This window comes from Thalassotalea euphylliae (assembly GCF_003390375.1).
GTDB classification, from domain to species: domain Bacteria; phylum Pseudomonadota; class Gammaproteobacteria; order Enterobacterales; family Alteromonadaceae; genus Thalassotalea_F; species Thalassotalea_F euphylliae_A.
In genome coordinates, this window is the sequence record NZ_QUOT01000001.1 from 497,537 (window position 1) to 511,550 (window position 14,014).

The following is a 14,014-nucleotide window of genomic DNA, read 5'->3' on the forward strand; positions in this document are numbered from 1 at the left end:
CGATTATTTTTTATCGCGCCAAATGTCGGCATTTTTTATGCCTAACTTATCAGGGTCAAAACTATACTCTTCAACCCCTTCTTGCTGCTGACGCTCATAGTCTTTCAGTGCTTTTATAGCTGGTTTAGCCATAAAGAAAATCACTAAAATACCAATAATGTTTAACCAGGCCATTAAGCCAACACCAACATCACCTAAGCCCCATGCAATATCTGCTGCTTTTACCGTACCGTAGAAAGTGGCCACCATAATGGCAACTTTTAACAAGAAGGTTAAGGCAGGGATTTTGAACGTACGCTTGATGTAAGCAACGTTGTTTTCCGCAATAAAGTAGTAAGCCAAAATAGTGGTAAACGCAAAGAAGAACAAGGCTAATGCAATAAATGGTTTACCAATGCCTGGCAGCATGCCTTCCACAGCAATTTGGGTAAATGCTGGGCTGTTAGCTGCAACATCAGCGGCTACATTTTGAATAATAAAGGCATCGCCCGCGCCGTGAACATTGTACGCGCCCGTGATCAAAATCATAAAGGCTGTTGCTGAACAAACAAATAGCGTGTCAATGTAAACAGAGAAAGCTTGTACTAAACCTTGCTGAGCAGGATGCTTAACTTCGGCAGCAGCTGCCGCATGAGGGCCAGTACCCTGACCCGCTTCATTTGAATATACACCGCGTTTAACACCCCAACCAATGGCTGCACCAACACCTGCCATTGGTGAGAATGCATCGTTGATAATCATCATGAAAACGCCTGGCAATTTATCGATATTAAGCGCGATCATCACACAAGCAATAATGATGTATGCCAATGCCATAAATGGCACGACAACCTGAGTGAAATTAGCAATACGCTTAACACCACCGAAGATGATAAAGCCAAGCAATAACACAATGGCAACCGCTGTATACACTTTAGTGATAGCGAGCGGGCCAAAGGCCGTGTCAACAACATGCCCTTGACCAAAGACCATAGTCACCGCTTCACCAATACTGTTTGACTGCACCGTTGGCAACAACACACCACAGGCTAAAATGGTTGCTATGGCAAATATCCATGCATACCATTTTTGACCCATTGCTTTTTCAATGTAATAAGCTGGACCACCACGGTATAAGCCATCGTGCTCTTCTTTGAATATTTGTGCATTCGTAGATTCGATATAAGCAGTCGCAGCACCAAAAAACGCGACAACCCACATCCAAAATACCGCGCCAGGGCCACCGAAACCGATGGCAGCGGCAACACCTGCAATATTACCCGTACCAACGCGACCAGAGAGTGAAACCGCTAATGCCTGAAAAGAAGAAATGCCCTGCTCAGAGCTTTTTCCTGACAGCAGCAGGCGCCACATTTCGCGAAAATGGCGAACTTGCACAAAACGGGTAATAACTGAGAAAAATAAACCTGCGCCTAGGCACAAATAAATAAGCGCAGGGCTCCATATCACGCTGTTAAGCGTATTGACTAGTTCTAACACTAATTAACTCCAATATTGTTATTGTTTTTATTGTCATGTTTCCTGAAATCGTTATTTCTATCGCAGATCGTCTACCACATGGTAAACCGCTGTTAAGACGTCGCGACCAAATAAGCTGCTTCGTTCACCTGACCAGCCAACGCTATAATCTGGCAATAAAGCATTGTCTTTAAATGGCATTTCAATGGTATAAGCTAAACACTTAAAAGTTTCACCAACCCAGTTGCTACCTACGGTTAAGTTAGCTTGGCCTGGTTCATCTTTGTCGTAGCCTTTTTCATCTTGGAATTCAGGCGTAATCGCTAAAAGCACTTGTTTAAACTTGTCTTCTAACGCTTTATGACGTTCGTCGTATGAAGGACAGCCTTCACAACCAGCAACGAAGTTATAAGGTAACGCTTCATCACCATGAATATCAAGGTGCATATCAACACCTGTCTGCTTCATTTTTTCAGTGACGAGGAAAACTTCCGGGCTTTGTTCCATAGATGGCGACTGCCATTCGCGGTTTAAGTTAACACCAATCGCATTGGTTCTTAAGTGGCCGCGCACACTGCCATCAGGGTTCATATTCGGCACTATGTAGAATACAGCTTTGTTTAACAGTGCACGTGCAACACCGTCATCTTCATCTAATAAACGGTCAATAAAGCCCTCGACAAACCACTCTGCCATCGTTTCACCTGGGTGTTGGCGAGCAGTGATCCAAACGGCTTTTTTGTCTGCCCCTTCTTCACCTATTTTTAACAATGACATATCACGACCATCTAAGGTTTGACCTAATACCTGTAGTTCACAGTCGATGTCTAATTGCGCTTGATGTAATAGGTCTTGATGACGCTCATAGCTGTATGGCTGGAAGTAAGCAAAATAAACCGAATCAAATTCCGGCATAAAAGTGATTTTAAGCTCTTGCCCATCAAATTCGGTAGGCACACGGAACCAATGCTCGCGATCGTAAGAGGCTACTGCTTGATAATCGTGCCAGCCCTCCACATAGGCTGATTGCCCAGCATTGACGATGCGAATGTTATGCTCAACACGCTCATTGTTGTGTAATTTAAAGTGAAACCATTGATAGAATTCTGAGCCGTTATCTTTGTTAATGGCTAGTTGAATATCGCTTGGATCATTAGCTGCTAATACTTGAATATTGCCGCTGTCGAAGTTAGAAGAAATTTGCATAACGTTTGTTTTATTGCTCTGACATGAAGCCGTAGTGTACACAAAGCCTTAAGTGATCAGAAGTTTTAATAAAAACATGACATCGAATGACTGTCAGCAACAAGTTACAGCGTACTTTTAGAGCTACTTTACTCCCCTTTACCACTTCCCCTTCTTACTTCCTAACACACGTGTCTAGATTGCATCTATTGGCTTGCGGGGCTATCTTAGCACTAGCCACGACAAGCTTTACTTAGCACATAACTTTAACGACAAAAGAATAACAAGGATCTAAATATGAAGCTCTTTACCTTTCCGCCCGCACCAAACCCTTTGCGCGTTAGCTATTTTTTAAAATACAAAGGGCTAGAAATTGAAACTGAAATTATCGATTTAAAAGAGAAACAACAATTTAACGCCGAGTATGTCGCGGTAAACCCAAATGCCACCGTACCAGCTCTGTTATTAGACGATAATACGTTACTAACAGACAGTATCGCGATTTGTGCTTACCTAGAGCGTAAGCACCCAGAAAAACCCTTATTTGGGCAGAATGATGAAGAATACGCGCAAGTCATCGGCTGGTGCCACAAACTATACGTTGAAGGGTTTAGTGCGGTTGCAGAGGTGTTGCGAAACGGTAGTGAATTTTTTGCTGATCGCGCCCTACCCGGCTTAACGCCAATAAAGCAATTACCAGCATTAGTTGAGCGTGGCCAAACCCGTATTGGACTATTCTGGAATATGCTTGATAAACACCTAAGTGAACGCGAATTTGTTGCCGCAAGTGGTTTTAGCCAAGCAGATATAGATGCATACGCTATTTGTCAATTTGCGAGTTGGGTAAAAGCGAGCATTCCGCCAGAATGTGAAAACTTGAATCGCTGGCATCAACAAGTTGCAGCTATTCTTGATTAAAGCCTACTTTGACTAACGCTTAGCACCAGCCGACAAAACTAAAGTATCTATCAGGTAACCTTTTATTAATGTTAAGCACTTGACCCTTTGTTTGACTTCTAATAGCTATCGCTAGAATTTTATTAGCGATGGCTTTTCTTTTACTTTCATTTAACTGATGAGCTCTTCAACTATTGTGCGAACACTTGTTAACTGGCGCCAACATTCGGCTCTAACAAATAGCTAACAAATGGCAATCAAACCGCCAATCAACATTTTGCATTAATTTTGATTCTCAGAATTACTATCAACAGACTTAGTATGATTGAAATGATCGTCGCCGACTAAGATCAAGGTATCAAAAACATCTGCTGTTTTATAACTAAGATTTTTATCACCATTTACGGGGGAGATCTCAGTTGAGCCGATAAAGTGCTCTCTGTATTCGCTGCCATCATGACCCGCTACACCTTAACATCAAATAAACTAGAAACGATTCAAGACAAGCTAAAACACAATGCATTAACCTCTGGTTAACAAAGATTATCTTAGGTATGATTGCCGCCCATTTGGTCAAAGAACAACAGCAAGGTAGTTAGTAGCGCTCATGGCAACGATTTATGAAGTATCAAAATTAGCTGGTGTATCGCTCGCAACGGTTTCTCGCGTAATGAATAATAATGCGCGTGTTAGCGATAAAACCAAGCAAAAAGTCCTTGATGCCATGAATGAGCTTGGCTACAGACCCAATGCAAGCGCCCGTTCGCTAGCGTCAAATCGCAGTGACTCGGTGGGTATTATGGTGTCTGAGCTACATGGCCCTTTCTTTGGTCAAATGATGGCCGGTATTGAATCAGAGCTAAGAGCCGCTGGTAAACACGTTATCTTTACTACTGGGCATTCAGAAGAAGAGCGAGAAAAAGACGGTATCGAATTTTTAATGGGTCGTAATTGCGACGCCATTATCATTCATGTTGAAGTAGTAACTGATGACTACTTAGTCGAAGTAAGCCAAGGCAATACGCCTATTTACCTACTTAGCCGCTATGTTGAACAGCTCAAAGAAAAGTGCATTAGTTTAGACAATGAAGTTGGTGGTTATTTGGCAACAAAAGCGCTGATTGATCACGGCCATAACAAAATTGCTTACATCGCAGGACCACAATTTAAAGCAGATGCCAGCAATCGACTACTAGGTCATAAGCGCGCACTGCAAGAACACGGAATCGAATTTAATAGCGACTTATTGTTCATTGGCGACTTTAAAGAAACCGGTGGTAGCGAAGGATTAAAGCATTTTATCGACAATCAATTGAGTTTTAGCGCTGTCGTTTGTGCCAATGACGAAATGGCATCTGGTGCCATGAAGTACGCTCGTGAGCACGGCTATACACTACCCAATGATTTATCGGTGATCGGATTCGATAATGTTATTTTTGCCAATTACCTCTACCCTACTTTGACCACCATCGATAATCCTGTTGAAAAAATGGGACGTATGGCCGCCAAAATGGTGTTAACCGATATTTATAAGCGCAAAGACTTATCAATTGAACGCGTTTTTGAGCCTAGCCTTATATTGCGCAATTCAATCGTAGAAAGTAAATAACCTCAGCTCTGAGTAAGTTCCTATAGCTGGCTTTAAGGTTTTGCTTGTTCCTATTGAAGCCAACTTCAAAACTTGCATTTGCACATTTTTTATACCAAACTTTGCATATGCATTTAGGAGGCCTAATGACTGCTATTCCGAAACTTAACACAAATACGTCAAGCCAAGCGATATATTCTGGCGCTGATGATCATCACAATACCGATCAACAACACAGCGAAGCGCAAGTGATCATCAAAGCGTTTAACAATGCATGTCAGTCACTTAATGTCTCAACACAAGAAAAAGTCGCTATTTCTGGCGTTAATGCCTCAACGCTTTCACGCAATCAACACAAAGGATTCTCGCCTAAATCTAAAACAGGTGAAATTCTGCTGCACTTTATCCGTTTGTATCGCTCACTTTTCGCGATAGCAGGTGGTGATGAAGCTTTTATGCAACATTGGTATCGCACACATAATAACGCCTTAAATGGTATCCCTGCAGAAATTTGCCCGACCATTGAAGGTTTATATCGAACCAATCAATATTTAGATGCAATGCGTGGCAAAATTTAACGTCCGGTAGCTCAGGTAGCGCTATTTCGTTACTTTATATAGCTTAGTTACTGTTACTTAGTTTAGTTACATTGCCAACACGCAACCTTACTCGCATAGAAATGGAGTTTCTATGATAAACGACATCATTGCTGCCTGCCCCAAGCATACCGCCTATTCAAATCATGTGTTTCGCATTGTTGAAACGCAAGAATACGCCGCAACCACTAAAATTGTTGATAACTTAAGTGAACAACATTTACTTGAACAGTTATTAGATGAGGTGAAACCCGCCTATCGGCTAGCAACCGAGGAGCTGCACTATTTAATCAGCACTCCTTTTCGCTATCCACCACTAAAATACGGTTCGCGCTTTGGCGATATCACAATGCCCAGCTATTTTTATGGTGCAGAGCAAATATCAACGGTACTGGCAGAGTGTGCGTTTTATCGTTTTGTGTTTTTGCATGATATGGCAACCCCGTATGAAAGTACCATTCAATCTGAACACTCTATTTTTAGCGTTAAAGTACGCACAACACGTTGCAGCGATTTAACTAAACTCGCCGAGCAAGACCACCTCAGTGCCATTAGCTCCGCGACCAGCTATCAAACCTCACAAGCCATAGGTAAACACCTAACACAGCAGAAAGGAACAGAAGTTATCCGATTTTATTCAGCCCGAGACCAACGCGAAATAAATCAGGGTATGAAACGCGGTGTGAACTTGGCGATTGCAACACCTGACGCCATAAAATCAAAAAAGCCAGAGCAAATGCAGCTCTGGCTTTGTCAAACGAATAACGAAAGTGTCGCTTTTTCTACTCAAGGTCAGCAACCAAGCATCTTTTCCCACGAAACATTTTTGTTAGATGGTCAGCTAGCTAAACCGTTTTAGCCAGCTCTCACGCTCTTTTAGCTATAGTTTCTTTTAGCTTTTGTGACTTTATGCTTTAGTTACTTTAATGCGATAGAAAATACTATACAGCACCGGCACAGCGACTAGGGTTAACAGCGTTGCAAATGCTAAGCCACCCATAATGGTCACTGACATATCGGCAAAGAAAGGGTCAGCGATCAACGGCATCACCCCTAAAATAGTGGTAATCGCCGCTAGCGATACAGGGCGTAAACGACTTAAGCTCGCATCGACAATTGCCACACCTTTTGCTTTACCTTCTTCAATTTGCAAATCAATTTCTTCCAGCAACACAATGGCATTTTTGATTAACATGCCGAATAAACTCAAGAAACCAAGCAACGACATAAAGCCAAATGGTAAGTCAGCAATTAATAAACCTGCGACTACACCAACAATTGCCATTGGCACTACAAGCCAAATGATTAACGGCTGACGAGTACGGCCAAATAGCAGTACGCTAATAATAAACATCACCAAGAAACCTAGCGGCAAGCCTTTACCTAGTGCCGCTTGTGCATCGCGTGAAGACTCAAACTCACCACCCCACTCTAAGTGGTAGCCGTCAGGCAGTTCAATAGCTTCTATCAGTGGACGCATGCGGTTAAACGCTGCTCCTGCCGTTTCGTTATAACCCGCTTCCGCCATGACGGTAATGGTTCTAACGCGATCGCGACGGTTAATCAGCATTTCTTCACTATCGAAATTGGTATTGCCACTGACCTGGCGAAATGGAATATAAGTGCGTTGACTGGCGCTCCATACTAAACCATTTTCTAGCTCGCTAAGTTGCGCTGGTCCCGACTCACCCTGAGTTACTCGATTTTTCGCCACAATGGGGTATAAATAATCGCCCTCTTGCAACTGCCCTACAGTTAACCCATTAGTGTAGAACTGCACAGTTTGATTAAAGTCACTGCGCGAAACCCCAGCCATACCCGCTGCGTTAATGTCATATTCAGGCATTAACACCATGCCTTTAGTTCGCCAATTATGGCGGACGTCTCGAATATTACCGTCTTGCTGATACAAGGTTTTTGCTTGCTCGGCTAAATCTCTTAGCACCACAGGATCTGGCCCTGAAAAGCGCACTTGCAGTTTAGCGCCTGAACTTGGGCCAAATTGCATAACTTCTGGGTAGTAATTAGCGTTCGGATTAATTGCTTGTAATCGCTCGCCCAAGTCTTTTGCAATGCGAGGAATATCTTTCGCATCGTCAACACGTACTAAGTACATGCCGTAACTTTCATTAGGCAATTGCGGCCCGTAAACTAAGGTAAAACGCTCTGCGCCACGGCCAATGAAAGTCGTTAATGAGCTTACACCTTCAGTTTCCAGAATAAGTGATTCGCCAGCCTTCATGTACTTTTCTGTTGCTCGAATGTCGCTATCTTGTGGGCCCCAGTAATGGATAAAAAAGTTAGGAGTGTTCGATGGAGGGAAAAAGCCTTGTTTGATCAAACCAAAACTTGCATAAGCACCAACAGTGATCACCAGCAATACAAGTATTGACAAGCCACGGTAATGCAACGCATTGCGCAATAAGACGAGATACCCACGATGGAAGAAAGAGTGCTGCTCATGTTCCGTTTCAGTTTCTGCAACTTTGTAAAAGTATTTGCCTAATAACGGGGTTAACGACACCGCGAGTACCCAACTTAACATCAGTGAAATGAACACAACCGCAAACAGTGAGAATAAGAACTCACCTGTTGCGTCATCAGACAAGCCGATCCCACTAAATGCCGCAATACCAATAATGGTCGCGCCTAAAAGTGGCCATTGAGTGCGCTTTACAATAAAACTGGCTGATTCTAGTGCGGACTTGCCTTTTTCCATACGCAACATCATGCCTTCAGCAACCACAATGGCATTATCGACCAGCATACCCATCGCGATCACCATAGCACCAAGCGAAATACGCTCTAGTTGTAGGCCATACAGCCACATAATCAGTACTGTACCCAACACTGTGACAAGCAAGGTGCCACCAACTACGACGCCTGAACGCCAACCCATAAAAATACATAGCGCTATCGTTACCACAGCAACCGACATTTCAAGGTTTAAAATAAAACCATCAACCGCTTTATCAACGATTTTTGCTTGGTTATAGATAGGCGATACATCGATACCCGCAGGCAAACTAGCAAGTACATTCGCAAGTTTTGCTTGAATTCGCTCGCCAACTTCCACAATGTTGACATCGTTTTGCGCCGAAATACTTAGGGTTATCGCACTTTCGCCATTGTAGCGCTTAAGATCAGAAGGAATATCAACAGGTTGTAAACTTAACGTCGCAACATCTTTGATTTTGATCGACGCATTGCGACCGGGTAAAACAAAAGAAATATTCTCAATTTCAGCTATTTTGTCAGTTGCCGCAGATACCGGAATACGAATTTGCTTGTCACCTACGTATAAACGACCACCCGCAAACGGCTTTAAGTTACTCGTAAGAATTTGTTCAATATCAGGAAATGAAAGTCCTAAACCGGCAATTTGATAAAGGTCAATCTCCGCAACAATTTGCTCTTCTAGAATGCCGCTAACAGCAACTTTTGCGACGCCATCTACCGTTAATAACTCACGGCGAATAATGCGCGAAAATTCACGCATTTGGTAAGCGGAAAAATCTGGTGCAGTAAGTGCGTAGTAAATACCAAATACATCACCAAAATCATCAATCACTACCGGCTGGCTTGCTCCTAACGGTAAATTTGCTCTTACATCACGCAAACGTTTGCGCAATTCATCCCAGATTTGCGGTAGCAGTGGTCCGTCAAGGTTCGACTTTACTTCCATGGTAATGCGTGAAAAGCCAGGTTTACTCTCTGATTCTACGCGATCAAGTTGCCACATTTGTTGCAGCGCAATTTCCAGTTGCTCCGTAACTTCTTTTTCAACCTTTTCCGCATTTGCGCCCGGATAATAGGTCATGATCACCGCTTGTTTGATGGTAAAAGCAGGATCTTCCAAACGGCCAATATCATTTAGGCCAATGACACCACCAACCAAGAAACACAGGGTAATAAGCCAAACATTAATCGGCCGAGTAAGTGAATAACGTGCGATATCCATATTAGAAATCCGCCTGATATTCTTTAACTTTTAACCCTTCGCGCATTTGCTGAACAGCCGCTGAAACAACCTTGTCACCAGCTTTTAAGCCTTTGCCAATTAGTGCAAATTCACCGCTAATTGCAGCAATTTCAACAGATGCCTTAGCCACGGTATTTGTGTTTTTATCGAACTGCCAGACAAAAAATCCGCTGTCTTTACTCCCTGTTAGAGCATTTAACGGTACCACGAGTGCTGCTTGGCTTTCGTGAACGTCACTTACTTTAACGGTTGCACGAGAACCTGGGTAAAAGAGCTCCGACGCTTCGCCGTCAATTGCAAACGTAATTTTGTACGTTTGAGCAATCGGATCAGGTGTTGTTTCATGCTCAACATAGTGAATATCAAATACTTGCTGCTCATGACCAATCACAGAGGCTGTCGCCTTAATTTCGCGATTACCTGCATTGGACGTCATTACGCGCTCAGGTACTTCAAATGAAAAATATAGCTCTGAACGATCTTGGATATTTGCAACGGTATCACCAGCACGAATATAGCTGTTGTTTTCAATAGAGCGTGTGCCAATAACGGCATCAAAAGGTGAACGAATTGTGCAGTAGCTTAAATCTTGCTCGGCATCTTCAAGGGCTATTTTGGTGAGCGTAAATAGTGATTGCGCATCATCTAACTCGCGTTGTGAAGCAACGTTCTTTGCGTGAACTTCTTCAATGCGGCGCAGTGCTCTAGCGGCATCTTGATGGCGAGTTCGACTTTCTTCAACCTTACGACGAAATGGTGCCGGATCAATTCTTGCCAGCACTTCACCTTTTTTCACTAGGCTACCTTCGATAAGGTTTTCTTCAATTAAGCGGCCAGAGACTTCAAATTTAACATCAACGTCTTTTACTGCTGAAACAATCGCAGGAAACTCATAAACTTCATTAATATTTGTTGCATTAACTTCGGTTAATTGCACAACTAATGGCGGCTTTTCAGCCACTTCTACAGATTGCTCTGAACACGCTTGTAAAGTAAGCGCCATCATCACGATTAAAATACGAAACACATCAACTCCAGTAGTTTGTTACATACCAACAATGGAAATTTTTAAGCTGAGTAAGGCAGCAATTTGGGGTTAGCCTTTTATAGCTTGTTGGGGCTTGGCATAGCTTGCTGAATTAATAGCGACTAGCCCGCCGTTTTAACCACACTCAAAAGTAATTTGTGTAAACACTAGGTTTACATCATGATAGGCATGCTAACACAGGTTTACACATTTGCATAATGTGTAAACCTGTTTCGTATTTGTATTGTTTATGCATAGACAACACATTATTATTAGCGCATCTATGACCTTCCGCTTGGATTGATTGTTTTGCCTAAATCAGTTGGAAAAATTGTAAGTGCCGCACGAGAATGCTTTTTTCAGCATGGCTATCACGCCAGTAATGTCTCGTTGATTGCGCGGTATGCAGGTATTTCACGAGCGACGATTTATAAAAACTTCAGCTCAAAAGAAGCCTTGTTCCAAGCCATGGTACAACGCCAATTTGCTGAATATGATATTGCGTTAAGCGAATACGCCGAAGCGAACGCGGATTTTTGGCAAGAAACAGAAAACCTGTTTGTTAATCGCTGCCAAGGCGTATTTGACGATATTTCAAGCCAAGTCATTCGAACTGAATTGGTTCATGCGGGTCACTCCCTTTGCCAAGCGCTTATGGACAAAGAGCAAGAAGATATGCTGGGCGTTATTATTAACCGTATTGAACAAGAGATCGCCGCAAATCGTTTAACCCTTGAAAGAATCAACATGACATCAGCACAATTTGCGAGTGCGATGCAATCAATGCCAATTGGTATTTTCTTTTCCAGCAACGAGGCAAATGATTTAGGCTCGCTAAAACAAGTATTAACTATCTTCCGCGTTGCAACCGAAATAAGTAACTAGGCAGCAGGGTTTTAAAAACTGGTTAGTTCGGCTACTTTTTTCACATCCAGCAAAGTCAAACTTTCATTTACGCGCAAACATTACTTCAAGTTATAGCCTGTTCACCCAATGGAATAGATATCACTATTATCACCAAGATATACTGCTAAAATCATTACAAAAATAACCATAGCAGGCAGCCCATGAGCAAACTATTTTCGCCGAAATTATTGAGCTTGGCGACCCTCGCCCTTTCATTGTCTCCTTCATTTATTAGTTATGCCGACACAAGGTTTAGCGCAAAGGTTGCAGATGAAAACAACCAACCTATTGCAGGCGTAGACGTTAGCATTAACGGGCAAAAAGTTCGCTCGAACCAACGGGGTGAGTTCACGCTTAATTTGCCAGAGCAAAATTACTATCAAGTAACGTTAAGCAAAGGTGACTACTACCAACGCGTTCATACCTTTAGTTATAAAGAGCTGAAAAACCTTAACACCAAAGCACCATTTCAATTGATTGAGAAAAAGAGCGGTCGAGTGATGTTTGCCTTTGGTGGCGACGTGATGATGGGGAGACGTTACTACAAACCCTACTTTGACGATCCTGTACTGATCAAGCCTGATTCAATTTTGCCTGACAGCAAAGCCTTAGTTGAACACGTAAAACCCTACATGGCCTTGGCCGATATCGCTGCCGTTAACCTTGAAACTCAATTAGCAGCAGACGAGCCAACACAGCGCCTGCAAAAGTCGGTGACCTTTTATTCAGCGCCAGAAACCGTTACCGCATTGCAATGGGCAGGCATTGATTACGTTACTTTAGGCAACAACCATACATTCGATTACATGGACGAAGGGTTAACATCAACACTAAACGCTCTAAACGAAGCCAAACTCCCCTATTCTGGTGCTGGTTATAACGAAGCAGAAGCGCTCACCCCCTACAATATGACAGTCAACAATCAACCACTGGCACTTTTGGGCTACGTTGGCTGGCATGGTGGTAAAAAGCCAACGCAAACGGCAGATGCCCATCAAGGTGGTGCGGCGTTTGGCAATATGGAAAATATTAAACAATCGGTAAGCGACGCCAAACAACAAGGTAACTTGCCTATCGTGCAGTATCACGGCGGCCTAGAGTACGTTAAAGAGCCAACCGGCGTTACCGAACAGCGCTTAAAATCGGCCGTGGATAACGGCGCAGCACTGGTGGTTGCACATCACCCACACGTAACCCAAGGCATTGAGTTGTATAGCGGAAACTTAATTGCCTATTCAATGGGCAACTTTATTTTCGACCAAAACTTTAGTGCGACACAACACAGCTACATCTTGTATGTTTGGCTAGATAATGGCGAATTTAGTCGCGCAGAGTTAGTGCCAATTTATGTAAAAGACTACAAGCCGACACCAGCTATGGACGACGAACGCAATCGCGCACTAACTCGTATCGCTACCTTGTCGGCAAAACGTAACACACATATTGCTAATCACCATGGACATGGCGTTATTTCTGCATCAAACACCGCGAAACAAAAAACAAATAAGAATGCCGAAGAAAATACAGAGCGCAATACTGCACAAGCATATCGCCTAGATGTTAGCAAGATGACTACATTGCCAATTCCCTACAAAGCTTGGTCTGAGCACATTCAAAAAATTGAATTACCAAACGCTGACTTACCAAACAATGATTTGCAATATCGTTTGGGTAGTAACTTAGTCAATGGCAGCGACTTTGAACAATTCACTTGGTTTAACGCGCCAGAGCGCAATTTCAAATTACCTAAGCAATGGCAATTGGTTGCAGACGGTTATCAAAGCAAACAAGCGATGCAATTAACCGTAGATAAAAATTCGACAAGCATATTTGGCATGAAACACTTTCGCCGCGTTTACGCAGCGGATAATCCAATGACCATGACCGTACAAGCAAAAACAGATAAGCCTGTGAAGGTGAATGTTTATTGGCAAGGCCGTAAAAGCGGGCAAAAACTGCTAGATGCCTACGCCGAAAGCCCTAAACACTTTATTCAATCGTTTGAACTAACCCCAAGTAATGATTGGCAAGCGCTTGAAGTTGGCTTTGACTCACCGCGTATACGATATCGCAGTTACCGTGTGCTCGTTGAGTTTGAGAATATGAAAAACAGTGGCGCTAATGTGTTGTTAGATAACTTTGCATTAGTTGAATGGCATACCGCGTTCCAGCAAAACGTTAAACCATTTACCCTAGATGAAGATGGCCAAATGGCTGACTATATTGGCGTGAATAAAACAGCTAGCAAAGCAATAACAATAAGAAGCCACTAGTTACTGATACTTATCACGAAAATCCACTCTTAAAATGAATTAGTTCAGACAAGATCTGACACATCTTCTTGAAAAGTAGAGAGTTACCCGTTTTGATAAAGG

Annotated in this window: 10 protein-coding genes; 6 read left to right on the forward strand and 4 right to left on the reverse strand. The window is 42.9% G+C overall.

The annotated features are described in order from the left end of the window. Positions 1 to 3: 3 nt before the first annotated feature. Together DXX94_RS02260 and DXX94_RS02265 are read right to left on the reverse strand one after the other, a co-directional pair. Positions 4 to 1,479, reverse strand: a complete 1,476-nt coding sequence (locus DXX94_RS02260; RefSeq protein WP_116000341.1) for an alanine/glycine:cation symporter family protein — start codon at positions 1,477 to 1,479, stop codon at positions 4 to 6. 57 nt (positions 1,480 to 1,536) lie between these two features. Next, entirely contained in the window at positions 1,537 to 2,664 is a 1,128-nt protein-coding gene (locus DXX94_RS02265) for a M14 family metallopeptidase (RefSeq protein WP_116000342.1), read from the reverse strand. Positions 2,665 to 2,940: 276 nt separating this feature from the next. Here DXX94_RS02265 and DXX94_RS02270 point away from each other — a divergent pair, with 276 nt between their 5' ends. The 4 genes from DXX94_RS02270 (at position 2,941) to DXX94_RS02290 (ending at position 6,583) form a co-directional block, all read left to right on the forward strand. Next, positions 2,941 to 3,561, forward strand: a complete 621-nt coding sequence (locus DXX94_RS02270) for a glutathione S-transferase family protein (RefSeq protein WP_116013597.1) — start codon at positions 2,941 to 2,943, stop codon at positions 3,559 to 3,561. 586 nt (positions 3,562 to 4,147) lie between these two features. Next, positions 4,148 to 5,149 carry a LacI family DNA-binding transcriptional regulator gene (locus tag DXX94_RS02280; protein WP_116013598.1) on the forward strand — a complete coding sequence of 334 codons (1,002 nt, stop codon included), beginning with the start codon at positions 4,148 to 4,150 and terminating at the stop codon, positions 5,147 to 5,149. A gap of 125 nt (positions 5,150 to 5,274) precedes the next feature. Next, on the forward strand, positions 5,275 to 5,706 hold the full coding sequence (locus DXX94_RS02285; protein WP_116013600.1) for an MbcA/ParS/Xre antitoxin family protein: 432 nt from the start codon (positions 5,275 to 5,277) through the stop codon (positions 5,704 to 5,706). A gap of 112 nt (positions 5,707 to 5,818) precedes the next feature. Beyond that, complete coding sequence (locus DXX94_RS02290) at positions 5,819 to 6,583, forward strand: RES family NAD+ phosphorylase (RefSeq protein WP_116013601.1); 765 nt, start codon at positions 5,819 to 5,821, stop codon at positions 6,581 to 6,583. 48 nt (positions 6,584 to 6,631) lie between these two features. Here DXX94_RS02290 and DXX94_RS02295 read toward each other — a convergent pair whose 3' ends face one another. Then, a complete protein-coding gene (locus tag DXX94_RS02295; RefSeq protein WP_116013603.1) occupies positions 6,632 to 9,685 on the reverse strand; it encodes an efflux RND transporter permease subunit in 3,054 nt (1,017 codons plus the stop codon). Between the two features lies 1 nt (position 9,686). Beyond that, a complete protein-coding gene (locus tag DXX94_RS02300) occupies positions 9,687 to 10,733 on the reverse strand; it encodes an efflux RND transporter periplasmic adaptor subunit (RefSeq protein ID WP_116013605.1) in 1,047 nt (348 codons plus the stop codon). A 309-nt stretch (positions 10,734 to 11,042) separates the two neighbouring features. On the opposite strand from DXX94_RS02300, the gene DXX94_RS02305 reads away from it, so the two are divergent. Together DXX94_RS02305 and DXX94_RS02310 are read left to right on the forward strand one after the other, a co-directional pair. Further along, positions 11,043 to 11,618, forward strand: coding sequence for a TetR/AcrR family transcriptional regulator (locus DXX94_RS02305; protein WP_181901465.1), 576 nt, complete (start codon positions 11,043 to 11,045; stop codon positions 11,616 to 11,618). A gap of 182 nt (positions 11,619 to 11,800) precedes the next feature. Next, positions 11,801 to 13,912, forward strand: coding sequence for a CapA family protein (locus DXX94_RS02310; RefSeq protein WP_116013608.1), 2,112 nt, complete (start codon positions 11,801 to 11,803; stop codon positions 13,910 to 13,912). Positions 13,913 to 14,014 lie beyond the last annotated feature (102 nt).

What these genes read in the sequence shown, in the direction of transcription:
- DXX94_RS02280 (WP_116013598.1), top strand. Translation starts at nt 4,148, where the DNA reads ATGGCAACGATTTATGAAGTATCAAAATTAGCTGGTGTATCGCTCGCA.
- DXX94_RS02310 (WP_116013608.1), top strand. Translation starts at nt 11,801, where the DNA reads ATGAGCAAACTATTTTCGCCGAAATTATTGAGCTTGGCGACCCTCGCC.
- DXX94_RS02295 (WP_116013603.1), bottom strand. Translation starts at nt 9,685, where the DNA reads ATGGATATCGCACGTTATTCACTTACTCGGCCGATTAATGTTTGGCTT.
- DXX94_RS02290 (WP_116013601.1), top strand. Translation starts at nt 5,819, where the DNA reads ATGATAAACGACATCATTGCTGCCTGCCCCAAGCATACCGCCTATTCA.
- DXX94_RS02285 (WP_116013600.1), top strand. Translation starts at nt 5,275, where the DNA reads ATGACTGCTATTCCGAAACTTAACACAAATACGTCAAGCCAAGCGATA.
- DXX94_RS02265 (WP_116000342.1), bottom strand. Translation starts at nt 2,664, where the DNA reads ATGCAAATTTCTTCTAACTTCGACAGCGGCAATATTCAAGTATTAGCA.
- DXX94_RS02270 (WP_116013597.1), top strand. Translation starts at nt 2,941, where the DNA reads ATGAAGCTCTTTACCTTTCCGCCCGCACCAAACCCTTTGCGCGTTAGC.